This is a genomic window from Bacillota bacterium (genome assembly GCA_024655925.1).
GTDB lineage: Bacteria > Bacillota > DTU025 > DTU025 > JANLFS01 > JANLFS01.
The window spans coordinates 12,157-32,850 of sequence record JANLFS010000005.1; the positions used below are offsets into that span (position 1 = coordinate 12,157).

Genomic DNA, 20,694 nt, shown 5'->3' on the forward strand with positions numbered 1-20,694 from the left:
CTACACGCTGACAGGGGATTGACACACCGATGTCTGGAGGCGTAGTATGATGGTGCCGCCGTTAACAAAATTGTAAACACCGTGAACAGAGGTGATCTCATGGGCCTTGCAGAAGAACCCGAGAGCATCGGCGAGCGATTTGCGCGTGAGATGGGCAACTACTTCGAGACCTACGGGGCGAGCAGCATTTGCGGGCGAATACTAGGAAGGCTGATCTTCTCCACCAGGCCGCTCTCGCTCGATGAGATCGCCCAGGATCTTCAGATCTCCAAGCCCGCCGCAAGCGTGAACGTGCGTGTGCTCAGCCAGATGAGCATGGTTGAGAAAGTGACGGTCCCCGGCGACAGGCGCGATTTCTACCGGATGCATCCGGACTGCGACCGGGTCATGCTGATCGGCGCAATCCAGAAACTGCAGGGCATGACTGAGATACTTGAGCGCGCAGCCCGGGCCCTGTCAGAGAGAGTGTCCCGGGGAACCCCCGCTGCGGAGGAGGCATCGGTGGTGTTGGAGAGGCTGGAGCAGTTCGCGGCGCTTTACAGAGTGTTTCAAAGGATGGCCATGGAGCTGGCCCAATCTGGCATGAATGAGGCTCGCTCAATGAAGCCAGAGAGTGAGGTGTAAGTGCATGCCTGTAGTGGAGACCCACGACCTTACGAAGAACTACTCCCACGGCCGGATGGCTGTGCCCGCTCTGCGCGGGGTGAATCTGACAATCGAGCCCGCCGAGTTCGCAGCTCTCGCCGGACCATCGGGGTCCGGAAAGACTACCCTCCTGAATATCGTGGGCTGCCTGGATCGACCTTCCGGCGGCAAGCTCTTCATCAACGGTCAAGACGTATCAGGGTACAGCCAAGCAAACCTCGCGGATCTCAGGCGCCAGAAGATCGGGTTCATATTCCAGACATACAACCTGATCCCTGTCCTCACCGCCTACGAGAATGTGGAACTCCCGTTGGTGCTGCTGCGGAGGAAGTCTGAGCGGGATATCCGGGATCGAGTCATGGCTCTCCTCGCCGAAGTAGGACTGGCTGGCCTTGAAACTAGGCGCCCCGTGGATCTCTCTGGCGGTCAGCAGCAGAGGGTCGCTATTGCCCGGGCGCTCGTGAAGGAGCCTTCGCTAGTTCTGGCTGACGAGCCAACGGCGAATCTGGATTCGGAGAATGCCGAGGCCATCCTCGCCCTCATGAAGAAGCTCAATGAGGCCAAGGGGGCGACGTTCCTCTTCTCCACCCACGACCCGCTCGTGATGGACTACGCGAGGAGACTGATCAACATGCGCGATGGCAAGATTGTGAAGGACGAAAGGAGGTAGGAGTGATGTTCCGCTTCTACCTCGGTCTCACGGCCAAGAATCTGTGGCGGCAGAAGAGGCGCACTTTCCTGACCGCCGGCGCTATCGCGATAGGGATAATGTACTTCATCGTCTTCGACTCCCTGCTATCCGGAGCGGACAGGGAAGCGGTAGACAACATGATCGACTTCGAAACCGGCCACGTGCAGGTTGTGTCTGCGGCTGCGTCGCAAGATCGGAGGCCTCGGCCCGAGGAGCTGCTGCCGGACGGCGGGGATCTTGCACGGGAGATCTCGGCGTTGCCTCGGGTGAAGGCTGCCACGCCCAGGCTGACGTTCCCGGCCTCTGTCATCGTTGGACTGGAGGAACTCCCTATCCTCGGCGTTGGAGTTGATCCGGATCTCGATGCTCGGGTTTTCCGTATCCCCGAGCACGTCACAGCCGGGAGGTGGCTAAGACCTGGCGAGGAAGGTGTGGTTCTGGGCAAGCGCATCGCCGACCTCCTGGAACTCGAACCTGGGGACATGCTGACTATCAGGACTCAGACGGTGGGGATGGCGTTCCAGGCAGTTGACCTGACCGTTCTGGGCATTGTCTCGACCCCGCACCCATCCGTCAACCAGGCGCACGTATTCCTCCCTCTCGATGTCGCACAGGCGGCGCTTGGGGCTGGGTCAGGCGCAACCATGGTTGCTGTCCGGGCAGAGTCCGAACGGGACATTGCAGGCATCGCCGACTCGATCCGAGGGCTTGGCATGTGGGACGCGGTGTGGGAGATCAAACCGTGGCGGGAAGCCGCGACGTTCCTCGCGATCGGAGCGGGCAAGAGGAGTCTCGGCATGGTCTTCTTGGGGCTCGTCCTGGTCATAGCCACTATCGGCGTGGTCAACTCTATACTCCTGTCGACCCTGGAGCGTGTGAGGGAGATCGGGATACTCAAGGCCATGGGCATGAACGAAGCCAACATCACCAGGCTATTTGTACTCGAAGGATGCGGGCTCGGCATCCTTGGAGGTGTTCTCGGCGCCATTATGGCCATAGGCGCCAACGCCTACCTGGTTAACGTTGGGATTAACCTTGAGATGTTCATGGGCGAGATGGACATCGATATCGGGTATCCCATTGCCCAACGTATGTTCGGAGCCTGGAACTGGCCCACGCTCTTCGGCGCCATTGCATTCGGGGTCGTAGTCGCGCTGGCGGCGAGCTACTTTCCGGCGAAGAGGGCTGCACATCTTGACCCTGTCGAGAGCCTGCGCCGGGTCTGACCGCTGAAGGGAGGACGGTTGCACGATGAACTACCTTATGAGGATGGCCTGGCGCAACCTGGGCCGGCACCGAGGACGGACCGCTCTGAGCCTGCTCGCCGTGGTCATGGGTGTGTTCGTGGTGGTGATGGCAAAGGGCTTCGTCGACGGCATGCTCGACTCCTGGATTATGTATAACATCAGCTTGAATTCCGGGCATGTGAGGATCATCCAGCCAGAGTACGAACTCAAGGAACGGATGCTCTCCCTGGCCCACCCAGTGGGAGACGATGAGAGACCTTACAGCGACATAGTGGAGGACATCCGGCGGCTGCCGGAGGTCTCCGCGGCCACTGGCCGCATCCGGTTCGGGATGATGCTGGTGGCGGGGGAAGATCTGCAGGAGACGGCTTTTGGAATCGGGACCGAGCTCGACCAGGAGGAGAGAGCGGTCCGCCTGAGCCGGTTCCTGGCAGATCGGGATGCAGGCAGGCTTCCTGAGCCTGGCCGGCAGGAGATCGTCATGGGTGAGCAACTCATGGCCAAGTTGAGGTTGAGAGTCGGGGACAAGGTCACAGGGCTGTTCTCGACATCCTTCGGCTCACTCGGACTTGCCACCTTCCAGGTGGTGGGCAGAATGTCCAGCGGCCTCAAGCTTCTCGACGAGACTTCTGTATACATCCCCCTCGACGTGGCGATGCGTCTTCTCGATATGGACGACGCCGTCACAGAGATCGTAGTGTTCGGCCAAAACACGGCCCAGACTCCGGCTCTCATGGCCGGTGTCCAGCGGGTGGTCGGGCCGGGCCTGAAGGCGGTCCCGTGGAACGAATACAACGAGCTGATCTCCTATATGCAGCAGGTGCGCGCCATCTACACGGTGATCTACGCGTTTCTAGTGGTCCTCGCTTCATTCGTAGTGTTCAACACGCTGCTCATGGTCGTGTCCGAGCGGACGCGGGAGATCGGCATGCTCTCGGCCTTGGGACTCAATCCCGCGTCCATAAGGCACCTCTTCCTTCTGGAGGGCGCAATAGTGGCCGTGGCCGGGAGCATCGCGGGCGCGGTGATGGGATGGGCATTCAACTGGTGGTTCGGCCAGGTGGGATTAGACATCGCTTCCATGACGGAGGCTCTCGGTGGAGACATTCTCATGACACCCAGGGTCTATCCCACGACCGATCTCTCGGTCGCGGTCTTCTCGTTCATCCTGGGCGTGGCCGTCACAATGATTGCAGTTTACCTTCCGGCAAGAAGGGCGGGATCCCTCCGGCCGACGGAGGCACTCAGGACAGCATGATTCAGGAACTCTGGGAGGTAGCGAAATGGCGAGATTCGCACTTACTCGCATGTTGGCGTCTGCGGCCCTGGTCGCCGTGGCCCTTGTATTTGGCCCGGGCGCGGCCTTGGCTGCTCCCACTCCCGCTGAGATAATCGGGAGGATGGAGAGGAATACGGAGTTCACGACCGCCTATTATGAGGCGCGGATGGAGATGACTCTCGGCGGGCGGAGCAACACCAAGACCATGAGGGCATGGGTGGAAGGCAATGACCGGGCCTTCGTGGAGTTCACCAACAAGCGCGATTTCGGAACTCGGATCCTCAAGATCGGGGACGACTTGTGGCTCTTTTCTCCCACTGCCGAGGAGGAGGTCAAGCTCTCCGGGGAGATGCTCAAGCAGGGCATGATGGGCAGCGACTTCTCCTACCAGGACGCGCTCGAGAGCGCAAGACTGCTGGAGCTGTATGATGCCCGGGTGGCCGGGCAGGAGACCCTGGAAGGCCGCCCCTGCTTTGTTCTGGAACTCGTGGCCAAGGAAGGCGCCCGGGTCAGCTACCACAGGCGGAAGATCTGGGTCGATTCCGAACGCTACGTCGCACTGCGCGAGGAGCTGTATGCCCCATCAGGCAAGCTGCTCAAGCGGTCCACTACTGAGAAGGTTGAAAAGGTGGCAGACCGCTACTATCCTATGTCCATCGTCATGGAGGACATGGCGAGGAAGGGATCCTCGACCCGGTTCGTCGTGGAGAAGATCATGTTCGATCAGCCCATTCCGGCGGCCACCTTCACTAGGCAGAGGCTGACAAGCAGGTAGGCGGAGGAGGAGCAGCTCAATGCATGTGACGATGAGAAGGCTGAGTCTCACGATAGTGGCGACTGCTGTGGCCTTCGTCGTAGTCGCGGTATTGACGGCGCGAACGGCCTCAGCTGCGGCGCCGGAGGGGTTCACCCTCCGCGGTGAGTTCGATGCCAGGTATGCTTTCGGGAACCTGGTGTCGGATCCTGTAGCTTCGTGGAACCTTAGACTCTCAGGTGACCTTGGTTGGGCCATCCTGCCCGGGCTCAATCTCACAGCCCGGGCACACGCAGCGGCTTCATTCCTTGACCTCCAGCCTGAGCTGGGCGTGGACCGACTATTTGTGCAGTACGAAGCCGGGCGCACAAGGCTCACCATGGGGCGTCAGGCGATAAACTGGGGGTTGGCGACAATGTTCCGGCCGACCGATCTCATCACACCGAGGGATCCCACGACCTCGGATGAGAGCCGCCCCGGGAAGGTGCTCGCCACCCTCTACTGGAGGACATCGCCGGTCACCGGAGTCGAGCTCGTTGCCGGGGAAGACGTCTATGCCGTGCGAGCGGGTGTCGCCATTGGGCAGACCAACATGAGAGTGCTGGGAGTCTCACAGCCAGGTGCAAGGCATGCCCTGGGTGTGGACTTCGAGGGGGGCCTCGGCGGGTTGTACGGCGAAGCGTGCTATGATTGGGCAGACGGCGCTCCTGAGGACTACAGCACCGCCGGCACGCTGGGGTGGAAGAAGGCCTTCGGCAGCGGGAAACTGGTGTTTGCGGAGTATCACCGAAAGGATGTTCGCCAGGGGGGTATTCATCTACCATTTAGTTTCGCGGCTGCGGGTATCACATACCCCTTGGATGAGTTTACCACCGCAAGTGCGGCGTTAGTCGCGGACCTGCGCGGTGGGACGAAGACTGCCACAGGAACGCTTTCTATGCTTGTAGCGGACGACCTGGACCTCAACTTCGGCGTGGTGGTGTCCGTGGTTCCCAGCGGTGGCCCGAGCCCGGCAGGCGCGGGGGGCGCGGGGGGAGACACGCGCCTGAAAGGCCAGGCTATGGTGGGGTTGAGGTGGTACTTGTAACCCATCATGATCGTCTACACCTTCTTCCAAAGACAGATCGTGCAGGGGATCGCGCTGACTGGAATGAAGTGACGGGCGACGCGGATATCACAATGAATGAAGAGCCCGGGTCCGCTTGGGGGGAAGCGGTCCCGGGCTCAGTGCTGACTGATGTGTCCCGTCTGGGTGTCTCAGGCTACGGCAGGTAGTGGTCGGGCTCGTCGAGTCCGACTACCCTCTTGAGCCACGACTCGGGGTAGCTGACTGCGTTGAGCTTGCCGTTCTCGGTCACGAAGCCCATGTTGTACTTCCAGATCAGGTATGAAGTTTACCAACTTTAGTGGACACTTTTCGGCTACGCGGCGGAGTGGGTATTGGATGCCTCTCTTAGCTTCCGAGCGGCCTCGTATTCCATGGGGCTCATGTACCCCAGGGCCGAGTGCCTTCGGCGCCTGTTATGGAATCCCTCTATGTACTCGAATACTGCAGATGCCAGAAAACGCCGTGTTGGCCAGGCGTGACGGTCTAACAGCTCTGTTTGCAGGGCCGCGAAAAAGCTCTCTGCAACTGCGTTGTCCAAAGCGTCCCCGACTGTGCCCATCGAGCCTACTATGCCGCACCCACGCGGCGTCTTTCCGAGTATGAGTGAGGTGTACTGGCAACCGTGATCTGAGTGGTGAATGAGGCCTGGCTCGGGTCTGCGGTTCCAGATTGCCATGTTGACCGCATTCACGGCCAGTTCAGCGGAAGCGGTTTCACCCATGGACCACCCAACCACTTTGCGCGAGAAGACGTCGATCACTGCGGCCAAATACAGCTTGCCTTCATCCGTGGGGTGTTCAGTTATGTCGGCAACCCACAGTCGGTCTGGAACGTCCGCTACGAACCGGCGGCTCACAAGATCATCAGAGAGCTTGGCTTTAGGGTCGCGGCGAGTAGTGCCGTACCTACTGCGGCGATGGATTCTCTCTGGCCCCCTAACCCATTTGGAGAACCTGGCAGTCCTGGGGAGGGCGTTTCGGAACCTTTGCGGCATATCGGCGCGAGTATCCGGTCAGCTCGACCAGGTTGTCGAAGAGCTTGGTCTTCTCTTTCTTCGGCGCGCGCACTTCGCGGGAAGCTGCATGGTAACGCGCTGCCTGTCGCAAACGGTGAGGGGCATGTCTTGTCCACCTCTTCCTGTGGGAGGAGTTGCCATTCTAGGCATTCCCAACTCGCCCCCTTCGCGAACATTTTTGATCTGAGGCAATGAATCGATTTCGCGTCCATTTTTGCTGAGGCAACTCGAGCGTTGACTTCCGTTCTATCATCGTCTACAATCAAGTAGAACCTTTAAGTCAGCCCTGTGAGGCTGGCAAGGTCGCAACGGGGATGTAAGCCTGCTCAGCCTCACGGCTGGTGCAGGCATTTTTTCTGAGGAAAGGGGGATGAGTGGTGGAACTCCGCGACAAGAACGTGATCATGGACGAGGCCGCCATGAGGCGCGCCCTAACCCGGATCGCCCACGAGATCATCGAAGCGAACAAGGGCGTCGGCAATGCTGCGCTTGTCGGGATCAGGCGCAGGGGTGGGCCTCTGGCAGAGCGTCTCGCGGCGGAGATCGAAACCATCGAGAGGGTCCGGGTGCCAGTCGGGATACTGGACATTACTCTGTACCGTGATGACCTGACTACCCTGGCGCACCAACCCCAGGTGCACCGCACCGAAGTGAACTTCGAGGTGGCAGGCAGGGCAATTGTGCTGGTGGACGATGTGATCTACACGGGCAGGACCGTTCGCGCGGGAATGGACGCTCTGATGGACCTGGGCAGACCGAAGTGCATCCAGCTAGCTGTCCTAGTGGACAGGGGCCATCGAGAACTGCCGATCAAGCCGGACTTCGTTGGAAAGAACGTTCCTACCTCCCGGGACGAGGTGATCTCGGTGTGCGTCCGGGAGATCGACGGGGAAGACAAGGTCGTTATCCAGCAGATAGTCAGATAGGTAATTAGTCCCTTTAAGCTAGTCCTGCGAGGCTGGCAAGGGAGACCGCGCCTGCGGAGCGGCGCCAACCTTCCTTGTATCACGCGGCCAGGTAGGCCACCTTCGTGAGCCAGACCTGCCGCGGAAGGGCTCCCTGACCCGAACAGACGGGGCATAGCCAGAACCGGGACAGTGAGAGAGGGAGGAGGGGCTGAAGTGGGATTCGATCAGAGAAAAGACCTCCTTGGCCTGCGGGATCTCGGCAGGGAAGAGATTGAACAGATTCTTGACACTGCGATTCCCATGAAAGACATCGTCCAGCGAGAGATCAAGAAAGTGCCGACCTTGAGAGGCAAGGGCCTCATCACCGTCTTCTACGAGAACTCCACCCGCACCAGGACTTCTTTCGAGCTCGCCGGCAAATACTTGAGCGCAGACACCTCCAATCTCGCAGTCTCTACCAGCAGCGTGCAAAAAGGGGAGACCCTGAGGGACACGATCAAGACCATCGAGATGATGGGTCCCCAGGTGATCATCATGCGCCACTCGATGAGCGGGGCCCCACACTACGTGGCACGCAATACCTCCATGAGGGTCATCAACGCCGGGGACGGCACAAACGAGCACCCAACCCAGGGCCTGCTCGACATGTTCACCATCCGCGAGCACAAAGGGAGATTGGACGGCCTGAAGGTTGCGATTCTCGGTGACATCCTTCATAGCCGGGTGGCGCGGTCCAATATCTACGGTTTGCTCAAATTCGGGTGTGAGGTCAGAGTTGCCGGCCCACCGACCCTCATACCCCCCGACGTGGAGAGACTCGGCGTCAAGCCGTGTTTCACGCTCGAGGAAGCCATCCGGGGCGCGGACGTCATAAACGTCCTCCGCATTCAGAAAGAACGCCAGCAGGCCGGGCTATTCCCCTCGGTGGACGAGTACTCGAACCTTTACATGCTCCGCCCGGACCACCTGCGCCTTGCCGCTCCCGGCGCAATAGTCCTCCATCCGGGACCCATGAACAGAGGCGTGGAGATATCCAGCGAGATGGCGGATGGGCCGAGGTCGGTCATCAACGAGCAAGTAATGAACGGAGTGGCCGTCCGGATGGCGGTTCTCTTCCTCATGATGGGAGGTGGCAGAGATGAGGCTGCGAGTTAGGGACGGGCGGATCATAGACCCTGCGCACAATGTGGACAGTGTGGCGGATGTTCTGATTGAGGACGGAAGAATCGTGGGTCTCGAACCTGCCACGGATCCAGATAGGGGCTCCACCCAGGGTGACGCTCAGGTAATCGACGCGACTGGCAAGATAGTATGCCCCGGCTTCATCGACATGCACGTGCATTTTCGGGACCCGGGATACGAGTACAAGGAGGACATCGAGACCGGATCGCGGGCCGCCGCCGCCGGGGGCTTCACCACCGTGTGCTGCATGCCCAACACTGACCCTGTGATAGACAACGGGGCCGTGGCCTCCTACGTACGGAAGAGAGCGCAGGACGCAGGCGTCATTGACGTGTTGCCGTTCGGGAGTATCACCAAGAGACAGGCAGGCGAGGAGCTGAGCGAGATGGGCGAGCTCGTCCGAGCGGGATGTGTGGGGTTCTCCGACGACGGCAAGCCGGTGATGAGGGCAGACGTGATGCGCAACGCCCTGAGCTACTCCCGCATCTTCAACGCGCCCATAATCTCTCATTGCGAAGACTTGAACCTCACTCGCGACGGGCAGATGCACGAGGGCTACTATTCCTTCGTGTTCGGGCTCAAGGGGATTCCCGCCGAGGCCGAGGAAACGATGGTTGCCAGGGATCTCCTTCTCGCCAGACTGACCGGGGGCCGGTTGCACGTGTGTCACGTGTCGACTCGGGGCTCGCTCGAGCTCATACGTCGGGCGAAGGCAGAAGGGATAGCGGTCACCTGCGAAGTGACGCCGCACCATCTGACCCTCACCGACGAAGTGGTGGGCTCCTACGACACCAACACCAAAGTGAACCCGCCCCTTCGGTCCGAGGACCACGTTCAAGCTTTGCGTCAGGCGCTTTCGGAAGGCCTCATTGACTGCATCGCAACTGACCACGCTCCCCACCACCTGGAAAGCAAGGATTGCGAGTACGCTGCGGCCGCCCCGGGAATAGCAGGTCTTGAAACGGCCGTAGCGGTCATAATGGATCGGCTGGTGCACTCGGGTGCCCTCGACATCACAAAGATGGTGAGCCTCTTTACGGTCGGACCCGCGCGGGTGCTGGGCCTGGATCGCGGGACGCTGTCCCCCGGGGCCAGGGCGGACATCACCATCATCGATCCAGATCGGGTGAAGAGGGTGAACCCTGAGACCTTCAATTCCAAGGCTCGGAACACGCCGTTCGCTGGGATGGAGCTTCGCGGGTGGCCCTGGATGACTATATCGGAAGGCCGGGTCGTGGCCCATGACGGAAGTGTCGGCTGAGCCATTGGGCCGAGAGCCTAGTTGTGCGGTAAGCGCGGCCCAAACCAGAGTGGAGGCATGCACATGCCCGTCGTTGAGAAAGCCCGAGTGGTGAGAAACGAACAAGTAGGACCAGATCTCTACGAGATGGAGTGCGCGGCGCCCAGGATCGCGTCCTCGTGCGCGCCGGGGCAGTTTGTGCATGTCCGGACGAGCCCGGCTTACCATCCGCTGCTGAGACGGCCGCTCAGCCTGTATGACGTGCGCAGGAGCTGCGGGACTATACACCTCCTGTACAAGTCCTGCGGCCTCGGCACGGGGCTACTGTCCGCCGCAGCGCCGGGAGAGACCATCGACATCCTGGGGCCGCTCGGGACCGGGTTCACGTTGATTGAGGCGGGACGGCGGGCACTCCTGGTGGGGGGAGGGGTAGGCATCGCCCCGCTTGTCCACCTCGCCAGGGCATTGAGAGAGCGAGGGCGCGAGGTGCGAGTACTCTACGGCGCGAACACTGCCTGTGAACTCGCCGCATCCACGCGCCTGGACGCCCTGGGTGTGGACTGGCTTGCCGCCACACTGGATGGCAGCGCAGGCTTCACGGGGCTCGTTACCGAATTGCTAAGCGAGCAGACCAGCCAGGGCGCGGTGGACTTCATCTATACGTGCGGCCCTGAGCCGATGATGGTCCAGGTGGCTGAATACGCCGGAGCAAGGGGCATACCCGGAGAAGCCTCGCTCGAGGCCAGGATGGCTTGCGGGGTGGGGGCGTGCCTCGGCTGCGCAGTGCGGCTTGTCGGCCCGGGAGAGCAGTACGCCCGCGTCTGTCGTGACGGGCCGGTGTTCCCGGTGCACGCGGTGGAGTTCCGGTATTGAGCGCTTCCTGGCGAGGGGGGATTTGCGTGGAGGGACGAGAGCCTTTCCTTCAGGGAAGACCGGACCTCAGTGTGGACCTGGGCGGAATCAGGCTGGCGAACCCGGTGGTGGTCGCCGCTGGGACGTTCGGCTACGGGCAGGAATATGAGGAACTGCTGGACCTATCTCGCATCGGCGGCATCGTTGTCAAGGGGACCACGAGGCACCCCCGGCCGGGCAACCCCGCTCCGCGTATCGTCGAGACTCCGTGCGGAATGCTCAACTCCATCGGGCTTCAGAACCCCGGCATCGATGTGTTCATAGAAGAGCACCTTCCCCGCCTGTTAGACAGAGGGGCCACTGTGATTGCCAACATCGCGGGAGACAGCGTCCGCGAGTATGCCGAGATGGCCCAGATGATCGAGAAACATCCAGGTGTGGCTGGGATAGAGCTGAACATCTCTTGCCCCAATGTGAGTCACGGGGGAATGCACTTCGGGTCTGATCCAGCTCTCACCCGCGAGGTGGTGCGCGCGGTGAGGGAGGTGACGACGCTGCCGGTCATCGCCAAGCTCTCACCGAACGTCGGCGACATCGTGTCCATCGCCGTGGCGGCTCAGGATGCCGGGGCGGACGCGCTTTCGATGATCAATACCTTGCTCGGAATGGCAGTGGACGTCGATGCGAGGAAGCCGGCCTTGGGCAACGTCTTCGGAGGGCTTTCGGGCCCGGCGATCAAACCCATTGCCCTGCGCATGGTTTACCAGGTGCGCCGAGAAGTGGATCTGCCCATCCTGGGGGGCGGAGGGATCATGAGTACACGAGACGCACTGGAGTTTCTCATGGTTGGCGCCGGCGCCGTGTCCATCGGCACGGGGACATTCGTCAACCCGACGCTCCCGCTGGAAGTGGTGAAAGGACTCGAGGACTACCTTCGGGCTCACGGCCACTGCCGCATTTCGGAGATCGTAGGAGCGGCGCTCGTGTGATTGATTGCTCAAGGCCGCCGCTGATTGGAGGACTTCGAGTTGAAACCAAGAGACCGCGTCATCCTAGCGCTGGATGTGGATAAAGAGGACGAGGCGCTCGCCCTTGTTGAGAAGGTGGCCGGGAACGTGTGGGCCTTCAAAGTGGGAATGCAGCTTTTCAACAGCGCAGGTCAAGACATTGTCAGGAGGATTCAGGACCTCGGAGGCAGAGTCTTCGTGGACCTGAAGTTCCACGATATCCCCAACACCGTGGCCCGAGCCGTGCGGGTCGTCACCAGGCTGGGATGCCTCATGTTGGACGTACATGCTTCCGGCGGTACGGACATGATGCGGGCCGCGGCGGAGGCGGCCCTGGATGAGGCAGCCCGGCTCGGCATCCCCGCCCCGCTCATTCTGGCGGTGACTGTATTGACCAGCATAGACCAACGTCAGTTGGAGGAGGAGCTGTTGATTCGGGGCGAAAGCGTCGAGAGAGTGGCTGCCAAATGGGCGCGGATGGCCCAAAGCTCCGGTATCAGCGGCGCGGTGTGTTCGCCGAGAGAGATCGCCGCCGTCCGGGCTGCATGTGGCCCTGACTTCGTAATAGTGACCCCTGGAATCCGCCCGGCCTGGGCTGCCAACAACGACCAGAAACGGGCCTTGACGCCGGGAGAGGCGATCAAGCTTGGCGCGGACTATGTTGTAGTCGGGCGGCCCATAACTCACGCTGAGGACCCCGCCTGTGCCGCCAGGATGGTCATCGAAGAGATGGAGGGGACAAGCTGTGCTCAGTGAAGAACTAGCGTTAGAGATTCTCGAGGAATCCGGTGCACTCCTGGAAGGCCATTTCGTCCTCACTTCAGGCAGGCACAGCGACCGCTACGTCCAGTGCGCTCAGGTTCTCAGGTATCCTCACTACACCGAACAGCTGGCGCGGCACCTGGCAGAGCAGTTCTCAGGTGACCGCGTGGACCTCGTCATTGGTCCCGCCATCGGCGGCATCATAGTCTCTTACGAAGTCGCGCGGCAGCTCGGAGCCCCAAGCTTGTTCACGGAGCGAGTGGACGGGATAATGACCCTGCGCCGTGGATTCTCTATCTTCCCGGGTCAGCGTGTTCTTGTGGTAGAGGACGTGACCACCACCGGTGGGTCAGTCCGTGAGGTCATGGACGTGGTGGAGAAGCATGGTGGGCAGGTAGTTGGAGTAGGCGCCTTGGTTGACCGATCCAACGGCAGGGTGGATTTCGGCGTGAAGCAGCGCGCCGTAGTCACGCTGGACATGAGGTCCTGGGACCCCGGTGAGTGCGCATTGTGCAGAGAAGGGCGGATACCTGCAATCAAGCCCGGGAGCCGCGTCAACACCGGGGGAGATTCTCCTACTGTGGTGGAAGGAAGCAGGGGATGTTGCTAGAAATACTACTATTGGCTCGGAAAGGGGTAGATCGCTCTGAGCCAGGAATCAAGAGCAAGGCAGGGGTTGACCTATGAAGCAGCCGTGGAAGGCGTATCTCAAAGCCGGTATTGTCCAGTTCATGGCCTATCCTCAGGTAATGAAGGGTGAGGGGCCTGTCTATGAGACGGTCAAGAAGATAGTGGACGACGAGTTCTTCGGGTCTGTGGAGATCACCCACATTGCCGACGTGAACGAGCGGAAGCGAGTGGCCCAGATTCTTGCCACCGGGCACATCGAAGTCGGCTATGGCGCCCAGCCCGTCCTCCTGTCGAACAAGCTGGACATCAACTCACTGAATCCGGACGAACGGCGCCGTGCAATGGACCGCGTCAAGCTGGCGATCGACGAGGCGTATGAAGTGGGCGCAGGCAAACTTGCCGTATTATCCGGGAAGGACGTCGCCAGGCCGGATCGGGCGCGTGCCACTGCGCTCCTGGTAGCATCCCTCAAGGAGATGTGTGCCTACGCTGCAAGCAAGGGCACGCTCACCATAGTCCTGGAGACCTTCGACGATGTGGTGGACAAGAAATGCCTGATTGGTCCGTCGACCGCGGCCGCCGAAGTCGCTGCGGCCGTCCGTGCCGAGCACTCGAACTTCGGACTGATGGTTGACCTCAGCCACATACCGATGCTGAATGAGACTTCTATCGAGTGTCTTGCGGCTGTCAGGGATTACCTCGTCCATGTACATGTCGGCAACTGCCTGTTCAACCAGCCCGGCCACCCCGCCGATGGGGACCAGCACCCCAGGTTCGGAATCCCCGGGGGCAAGAACGACGTGCCGGAGCTTGCCGAGTTCCTGCGCGGCCTGTTCGCCATCGGATACCTAGGAGACCGGAAGGCCTTCCTGCCGACGGTGGCATTTGAAGTCAAGCCGCTGCCCGGAGAGGACTCTGATGTCCTGGTCGCCGGCACAAAGCGGGCCTTCGAGGAAGCCTGGGCCCTGGTGTAGTGGGGCTTCAGCAGAATTGTGAGGTGGAAGGGCTGTGTTCGACCCGAACGACTTCGTGCCGGAGTCGCTCTTTGAGCGCATAACCGCAGTCCGGGTTGACTACCCCGGGGCGATCATGGAGGAAGCACTTGCACGGGGGCGTCGAGAGGTCCTAGCGCCCGACGGGAAGCTCTGCATTCTCGCGTGCGACCACCCGGCGCGCCGCGTGACCAGTGCTCTTGGTGACCCCACGGCGATGGGGGACCGTCACGACTACCTAGGCCGCATACTTCGAGTGATGTCTCATCCGGAGATCGACGGGGTGATGGCCACACCTGACATAATCGAGGACCTTCTGATCGTATCCCACCTACTCAGGCGGCACCGCGGAGGCGGGTCCTTCCTGGACGGCAAGATATTGATAGGTTGCATGAACCGTGGGGGCCTCGCCGGCACTGTGTTCGAGCTGGACGACGCAATGACATCGTACACCGTCGAAAGCATGGTGGCGCATAGACTTGACGCCGCGAAGATGATGTTCCGGCTGGACCCTTCCAACCCGGACTCCCTGGCCACCATGGTGTACTGCGCCGAGGCCATGAATGCCCTAAACCGGGTGAAGATGCCCGTGTTCCTTGAACCGCTCCCCATAGAGAAGACCGACTGCGGGTACCGGGTGAAGAAGACTTCCCTCGATATGATCCAGACCATCGGTGTCGCGTCTGCCATGGGGGAATCCACGGCGAGGCTCTGGCTCAAGATCCCCATCGTGCCGGAGTTCGAGAGGGTGGCACGGTCGACCACACTTCCCCTTCTGCTCCTAGGTGGCGAATCCTCGGGCAATCCCACCGAGGTCATTCGCGAATTCCGCCGGGCCTTGAACGCGGGGGCGAACGTGAGGGGCGCACTGATCGGCCGGAACGTGCTTTACCCGGGTGATGTCGACCCGCTAGGGGTGGCGCTCGCCATAAGCAGGATGATTCACCGCGGGTATTCTGCGGACCAGGCCATAGCCGAGATAAACGAGGTGGCGGGTTTCGGTCGGGATCTCTACCGGATGGAGTCAGCTACCCCACGGCTAAAGCCGGAGGCTTGCGATAAGCAAGCCTGGAGCTGACCAGCCTCAGCTCATCGGCCGTAAGGCCTTCGGGCTACGTTATTCAGGTCATGACACCCTGGGATGCGTGCCATTTCCAGGCTCTGTCGCTCGGCATTAGACAGGCATACCGACCGGATAGCCGTCCGGCATAGGCCCTGTTTCAAGTTGAACGGCTTCGACGTGCATCCAAAGTACCTGCGGCTGCTTCAAAAAGCCGATGGATACGAGTATACCCAGAAAGGGGGAAGCGGCGTCTCCTCCCCACGCCTGAAGGCGGGAGCTCCCGACGCCGCGTAGGCTGGTGGTGGACCGCGGTGACGTCACTGACGAAACGCTTCTCCGCCTCATAAGAATCGTGAATCTGCTCCGGACTGCCCCAGATGGCATGACCTTGGCGGAACTCGCCGAGAGGTGCGGTGTCCCCGCTGCGCTGGTAAGGGAGGACCTCATCAGGCTCTCCGAGTACTGCCGCGCGCCCCTCGTCAGCAGCCTGGACGCCCCCGACGCCCACGAGGATTCAAGCCCTGAAGAAGAAGTGTGGAGCCTCGCGTCCACTTACTTCTCCTTTCCGATCACGTCACTTTCCAGGGGTGAGGCTTTGACACTCCTTCGCATCCTGAGGCGGGCGGATGGGGAGTCCGCCGCAGCTTCCGCCAGGAAGAAGGTGGAGCGCAGCCTCGACCTGACGAAATCTCCAGCTGAGGTGGATCGTGCCCTGGGTCGGAGAGTCGTGAAGACCGGCAGGACCATGTACGGCTCCGGGCAGGAGGAGTCCAGACTCGATGCTTTGGAGAAGTTCGCGTCCGACGGGACCGCTCTTTCGATCATTTACGAGGATACCCGTGGCCGCCGCACAGAAAGGGATACCTGCCCTGCCGCGCTAGTGTACGACTGGCGCACGTGCGCCTGGTACTTGTACGGTTACAACCCGCGAGACGGCGGGTTCCGCCATTTCCGGGTGGACCGGATTCGGCGCTTCTGGCCGTCTTCGAAGAGCCTCCCGGCGCCGGACTCCGCCGAAGTGGACCGGCACGTTCGTTCGTGCTGGGGGGTGGAGTGCACCGGCCCTCCGGTTGCGGTGGCTGTCCGGTTCGCGAACGATTTCAACGTCATCGAAAGGATGCGTGCGGACACAGCTGACAGGCAGTCCGCAACTTACGAAGAGTGCGCTGACGGATCTGTCATATACCGCGACATCATGCCCGGGTACAACGAGTTCCGCACTTGGGTGCTGTCCTTCGGCGAGTCGGCGGAGGTGCTGGCTCCGAAGGAGCTGCGGGACAGTGTGGCCGCAAGTGTCGCCCGGGTGCTCGAACGGTACAGAATCCGGGTGGAATAGCCCTATCCACGCACGCGCACATCCGCCATTCTGGGAGTAGCATTCAGGGAGGTTGATGCAGGCCCTATCCACGCACGCGCAGATCCGCCCCGTGCTTCGTCCACTTGTCCTGAAGACCCATAGAGTCATCAAGTCCACGTCTCGTTGTCCCCACGCGTGTGGGGGTGAACCGGCCATAGTGCCTATCTGAAGCCCGGGCTACACCTGTGCCTCTGGGCTTCAGTCGTGTTTTTGGGCACTTCCACGCGACGAGGAAGGAAAATGCGATTAGGCGGAGAAATACTTAGATCTGACGACCATGGAGCCCCTAATCGTGAAGAATCGTGCGTATTCCCCATAGATAGTCAAAATCGCCGAGTTTTCATGGATGACCTCGAGAGGCTCACGGTCCTGTCGAACCCGCGTGCCGCGCGGGACCGGGAGGCACGGCTTTGGAAGCCATTAGAATCATTCACACATCCGACCTGCACTTAGACTACACCCTCACTGACTACAGGCGGGAAGTTCGAGCCATACGCCGGGCGGAACTCATCGAGGCTTTCAATTTCCTCGTCGATGAGGCGATCCGGGCTGAGGCGAAGCTTTTCGTAATCGCAGGGGACCTTCTCTGCGCGGAGTCGGTGGCGGACACGACCATGGGGGTGGTTCGTGCCGGGTTCGCCCGCCTCATGAAGGCGGGCACTTACGTCGTCCTCGTGCCGGGGGAGGCGGAGGAGGGGTGCGGCCTCGATGCACTGCAGGAGGTGGCCTGCGAAAGCAATGTGCACCTGTTCGCAGGAGAGGAGTGGGCCAAATTCACCCCGTTTCCTGAGTTCACAGTGTACGGCCTGCGAACTACGGGTAGGAACGCCGGTTCGGCGGTGCTTGCGAACCTGGCAATCGAGGGCCCTGGCCGCCACATGGGTGTGATGCATGGGACGTTCTCAGGGACCCCCGGGTTCGAAAAGCCCCTATCCCCGGTTTCCTCTGAGGACCTGTCTGCAGCGGGCCTGGATTACCTGGCGTTGGGCCACTACCACAACATGGTGAACTGCTCCGTTGGCCGGGCGACATGTTGGTACTCGGGTGCCCCGGCACACCACGGGTTCGACACGAGGGGAGAGCGGCACGCCCTCCTAGTCACCTTCAGGGACCAAGGCACAAGAGTCAGCCCGATCAAGGTCCCCAGCCGGGCGCAGCGGGTCATATGTGTGGACGTGACAGGGAAGTCCAAAGACCAGCTTTTCGCCAGGCTCAAGAGCCTCGAAAGCGAGGATCTGTGTCTCAAGGTTGAGCTCCAGGGACACTTGGACGAAAGAGACGCATCAGTCCCTCGGGAACTCGTCGAAGAGTTCTCTGGCCGGTTCTTCCACCTGGAGGTGGTGGATAGGACTGCTGTTGGACTGGGCAGGCGGGGGCGACGCGCGGAACGGCCCCAAGGTTCTGACCTGGGACCTCCTGTTCGGGCATTTCTCCGGAAGGTCACAGAGATCTCGTCCGGGGCTCGGAGTGCGAGCGGGGCTTTCGGGGATGTGCCTGCTTCTGTGCTCGCGCGAGCGGTGAAGTATGGCCTCTCGGCGCTGGGGGAGGTGCGAGGGATTGAGAATCGAGAAGCTGGCGATTCAGGGAAGGGACAAGTACCCCCTGCTTGAGCTCGAGTTCGCTCCTGACTTCTCGCTGATACTCGCGCGGGACCCCGAGATTCGGAGGCTGGTGGTTGGCGCTCTGGAGTCGTTGGGATCCCAAGGCGGGGCGATGAAAGACCCTGGCACGGCTGTGCGTTCAGCTGTGACCGTGGTAGATGAATCCGACCGCAAGCTCATGTTCGTCCGTGACTTCCTGTCAGGCGGCGGCCTGCGTGTCGTAGACCTGGACACCGGCCTCGAGGCACGTCCCCCTGAGCGGGTTGCCGAATCCCTTACGCTGCTCGATCGGGAGTTCGGCAAGCTAGACGGCAAGAAGGTGATCGGCAGGATCCCTCTCTCGGAGCTTCTGGGGGACGACGGTGTGAGGCTTGCAGGCGCTGTAGATATCATTGATGCAAGGATCGCCTCGGTGGAGTCACACCGCAAACCCGGGGCTGCCGATGTCCGCAATCGGATCTCTGAGATACTCTCGATGCGCGCGCGACGTGACGAACTCAGGGAGAGGTTGACTTGGCTTTCGGAGCGCATCGTCTACCTGGATTCGCGGATCTCCTATATCGACCAGGCCTTGCGTGCGCATGCGGAGCGCAAAGAAATCGAGGAGTACATAGCCAGGCTCAAAGCAGAGTTCGATACTACGAGGAAAAGGCTTTCCGACGTGACCTCCGCGGAGACATCCCTCGCCACGGCCAAGGCAGCGCTGAAAGCATTTTGCGGGCGGGAGAGCGCGTTTGACCCGTCGATTGCATCTGAGATCCGGGCGCTCCAGAACACTCTGGGACCCCTGGAGAGGCAGGCGGTGGAGCAGGAGGCCCAGCAGTCCCAGTGGTCCGGGCGGTTCACCCGCCTCAAAGCGGATCTGGCATCGGTTGTGCAAAGCTTGGAGGAGATGGACTCGGCGAGGCTTTCGCGGGAGACGGCGGGACAGATCCAGTCACTCGCCATAAGCGTGGAGGAGCGCGAACTCCGTCTCGCGTCGCTCGAGGAGAGTATCGCCGCTCTCGACCGGGCTCTGCTCCGCCAGAGGCTCTGTGAGGTGCTGTCGCTCTCCGGCGGGATACTGACTGTCCTCTGTGTACTCGGATTCCTTTCGCCCGGCCGAAGCTTCTGGCTGTTCGGCCGGGCGATTCCAGGTAATCCGCTGCTCTTTGCGGGGCTCGCCACAGGTGTGGCTGCAGCAGCCATCGGCCTCATGGGCGGGGCGAGACTCGAAGCGAAGCACGAGGCCAAGGAGAGATTGGAGAAGGAGAGAACAACCCTCTGGCGGCAGTTGGGTTGGAGCCGCCAGCAGTTGGCAGTGGTCCTGGGGGGCCACAGCCTGGAGCAGTACATGGCTGACCTCGAGACCCATAGGCGTCTGGTCGAAAGGAGGGCCGAGCTCGAGAAGTCCGTGGAGGCGGCGGGGATCGACCTGACTCGGGCGCGGAACGAGGCCGACCTCCTCAGGGTACGTATCCAGCGGTGCCGGGAGCGGCTCTCTGAGCTCCTGCGGATCGTGGGGTTCAGTTCATCCGCTAAGTACCTCGAGGAATGCGAGCACTACCGCAGAGTGGAGCTCGCAGCGGAGGAGGCCGCGGCAAGGCTCCGCTCGGTCCTGGGGAACCGGTCCAGGTGGACGCTGGAGACGGATCTTGAGATCATCGTGGAAGAGATCGCGTCTGCCGAGGCGGAGAGGGATGCACTTGCGGACCCCAAGACATCTGAGCGTGTCATGGATCTTGTGGAGGAGTACGCGCTCAAGATAACAGAGCGGATGGCGCTCGCCCGTGAATCGGAGATGGGCGCCGCTGAACTCGCCCGAATTGAACAGGACCTGAGCGGTCTGGATATGTGGGAGCTGGCGAGCGATGCGGCGGAACTCGAGAAGGACGAGAGCGAACGCGGCGAAGACCGTGCTGCCCTCTCCATCGCTCGTCTGATCCTCCTGGAAGTGATGGAGGACGCGGGCTCCTTTGCCGGGGCCAAGCTCGCTTCCCTGACTTCGGACATTCTCGATTTCATGACTGGGGCCGCGGGGCACCGGGTGGCTCATCGGATTGAAGGCGACGAGTTGGTGCTCACCATTGATGAGCAGGACGCGGATACGTTGGTTCGCGCCGCTCTCGCCGCAAGGCTCGCGGCGAGCGAGTGTGCGAACGGGCATGGGGTTCACCCCCTGCTGCTAGTGTACCCGCCACTACAGGCAGGTGTATGCAAGGGCAGAGCAGGGAGGCGCACTCAAGACGTGGCGAGACAGATACTTCCCGCGCTCAGAAAGCTTGCCCGCACCCGGCAGGTGATATGGCTCGCGGAAGGGGTGGACCTGGAAGAAGCCTTCCCAGAAGGCCAACCAGTCAATATCATCTGAGCGTCGCAGGA

The 20,694-nt window shown here is 61.2% G+C and carries 19 protein-coding genes and 1 pseudogene; 19 read left to right on the forward strand and 1 reads right to left on the reverse strand.

Annotated features, from left to right (window positions below):
* The first annotated feature begins 99 nt into the window (after positions 1-99).
* Genes NUW23_01305 through NUW23_01330 form a run of 6 tightly spaced genes read left to right on the forward strand, consistent with a single transcriptional unit; the run spans position 100 to position 5,703 of the window.
* Positions 100-624 (forward strand): hypothetical protein, encoded by a 525-nt coding sequence (locus NUW23_01305; protein ID MCR4424816.1) that lies wholly within the window; start codon positions 100-102, stop codon positions 622-624.
* A gap of 4 nt (positions 625-628) precedes the next feature.
* Positions 629-1,315 (forward strand): ABC transporter ATP-binding protein, encoded by a 687-nt coding sequence (locus NUW23_01310; GenBank protein MCR4424817.1) that lies wholly within the window; start codon positions 629-631, stop codon positions 1,313-1,315.
* Positions 1,316-1,320: 5 nt separating this feature from the next.
* Positions 1,321-2,562, forward strand: a complete 1,242-nt coding sequence (locus NUW23_01315) for an ABC transporter permease (protein ID MCR4424818.1) — start codon at positions 1,321-1,323, stop codon at positions 2,560-2,562.
* A 25-nt stretch (positions 2,563-2,587) separates the two neighbouring features.
* Positions 2,588-3,841: an ABC transporter permease gene (locus NUW23_01320; protein MCR4424819.1), complete on the forward strand. Its 1,254-nt coding sequence runs from the start codon at positions 2,588-2,590 to the stop codon at positions 3,839-3,841.
* 25 nt (positions 3,842-3,866) lie between these two features.
* A complete protein-coding gene (locus NUW23_01325) occupies positions 3,867-4,637 on the forward strand; it encodes an outer membrane lipoprotein-sorting protein (protein MCR4424820.1) in 771 nt (256 codons plus the stop codon).
* Between the two features lie 19 nt (positions 4,638-4,656).
* Positions 4,657-5,703 carry a hypothetical protein gene (locus NUW23_01330; GenBank protein MCR4424821.1) on the forward strand — a complete coding sequence of 349 codons (1,047 nt, stop codon included), beginning with the start codon at positions 4,657-4,659 and terminating at the stop codon, positions 5,701-5,703.
* Between the two features lie 334 nt (positions 5,704-6,037).
* On the opposite strand, the gene NUW23_01335 is transcribed toward NUW23_01330, so the two are convergent.
* Positions 6,038-6,718 carry an IS3 family transposase gene (locus tag NUW23_01335; protein ID MCR4424822.1) on the reverse strand — a complete coding sequence of 227 codons (681 nt, stop codon included), beginning with the start codon at positions 6,716-6,718 and terminating at the stop codon, positions 6,038-6,040.
* A 398-nt stretch (positions 6,719-7,116) separates the two neighbouring features.
* Between NUW23_01335 and pyrR the strand changes: the two genes are divergently transcribed.
* The 13 genes and pseudogenes from pyrR (at position 7,117) to NUW23_01400 (ending at position 20,683) form a co-directional block, all read left to right on the forward strand.
* On the forward strand, positions 7,117-7,665 hold the full coding sequence (gene pyrR, locus NUW23_01340; GenBank protein MCR4424823.1) for a bifunctional pyr operon transcriptional regulator/uracil phosphoribosyltransferase PyrR: 549 nt from the start codon (positions 7,117-7,119) through the stop codon (positions 7,663-7,665).
* Between the two features lie 195 nt (positions 7,666-7,860).
* On the forward strand, positions 7,861-8,802 hold the full coding sequence (locus NUW23_01345; GenBank protein ID MCR4424824.1) for an aspartate carbamoyltransferase catalytic subunit: 942 nt from the start codon (positions 7,861-7,863) through the stop codon (positions 8,800-8,802).
* Positions 8,786-10,090, forward strand: a complete 1,305-nt coding sequence (locus NUW23_01350) for a dihydroorotase (protein MCR4424825.1) — start codon at positions 8,786-8,788, stop codon at positions 10,088-10,090. Before NUW23_01345 ends, NUW23_01350 begins: the two co-directional genes overlap by 17 nt.
* Positions 10,091-10,153: 63 nt before the next feature.
* The gene (locus tag NUW23_01355) at positions 10,154-10,942 is read left to right on the forward strand and encodes a dihydroorotate dehydrogenase electron transfer subunit (GenBank protein MCR4424826.1); all 789 of its coding nucleotides are present in this window, start codon (positions 10,154-10,156) and stop codon (positions 10,940-10,942) included.
* Positions 10,943-10,968: 26 nt separating this feature from the next.
* On the forward strand, positions 10,969-11,910 hold the full coding sequence (locus tag NUW23_01360; protein MCR4424827.1) for a dihydroorotate dehydrogenase: 942 nt from the start codon (positions 10,969-10,971) through the stop codon (positions 11,908-11,910).
* A 39-nt stretch (positions 11,911-11,949) separates the two neighbouring features.
* Complete coding sequence (gene pyrF / locus NUW23_01365) at positions 11,950-12,684, forward strand: orotidine-5'-phosphate decarboxylase (GenBank protein ID MCR4424828.1); 735 nt, start codon at positions 11,950-11,952, stop codon at positions 12,682-12,684.
* Entirely contained in the window at positions 12,674-13,300 is a 627-nt protein-coding gene (pyrE, locus tag NUW23_01370; GenBank protein ID MCR4424829.1) for an orotate phosphoribosyltransferase, read from the forward strand. Before pyrF ends, pyrE begins: the two co-directional genes overlap by 11 nt.
* A 73-nt stretch (positions 13,301-13,373) precedes the next feature.
* Positions 13,374-14,294 (forward strand): sugar phosphate isomerase/epimerase, encoded by a 921-nt coding sequence (locus NUW23_01375; GenBank protein ID MCR4424830.1) that lies wholly within the window; start codon positions 13,374-13,376, stop codon positions 14,292-14,294.
* A gap of 34 nt (positions 14,295-14,328) precedes the next feature.
* Complete coding sequence (locus NUW23_01380) at positions 14,329-15,390, forward strand: deoxyribose-phosphate aldolase (protein ID MCR4424831.1); 1,062 nt, start codon at positions 14,329-14,331, stop codon at positions 15,388-15,390.
* A 114-nt stretch (positions 15,391-15,504) separates the two neighbouring features.
* Positions 15,505-15,669: pseudogene (locus tag NUW23_01385) on the forward strand (HNH endonuclease).
* Positions 15,670-15,676: 7 nt separating this feature from the next.
* Positions 15,677-16,711 carry a WYL domain-containing protein gene (locus NUW23_01390; protein MCR4424832.1) on the forward strand — a complete coding sequence of 345 codons (1,035 nt, stop codon included), beginning with the start codon at positions 15,677-15,679 and terminating at the stop codon, positions 16,709-16,711.
* 431 nt (positions 16,712-17,142) lie between these two features.
* Entirely contained in the window at positions 17,143-18,342 is a 1,200-nt protein-coding gene (locus NUW23_01395) for a metallophosphoesterase (protein MCR4424833.1), read from the forward strand.
* A complete protein-coding gene (locus NUW23_01400; protein MCR4424834.1) occupies positions 18,290-20,683 on the forward strand; it encodes a hypothetical protein in 2,394 nt (797 codons plus the stop codon). Before NUW23_01395 ends, NUW23_01400 begins: the two co-directional genes overlap by 53 nt.
* The last annotated feature ends 11 nt before the right edge of the window (positions 20,684-20,694 follow it).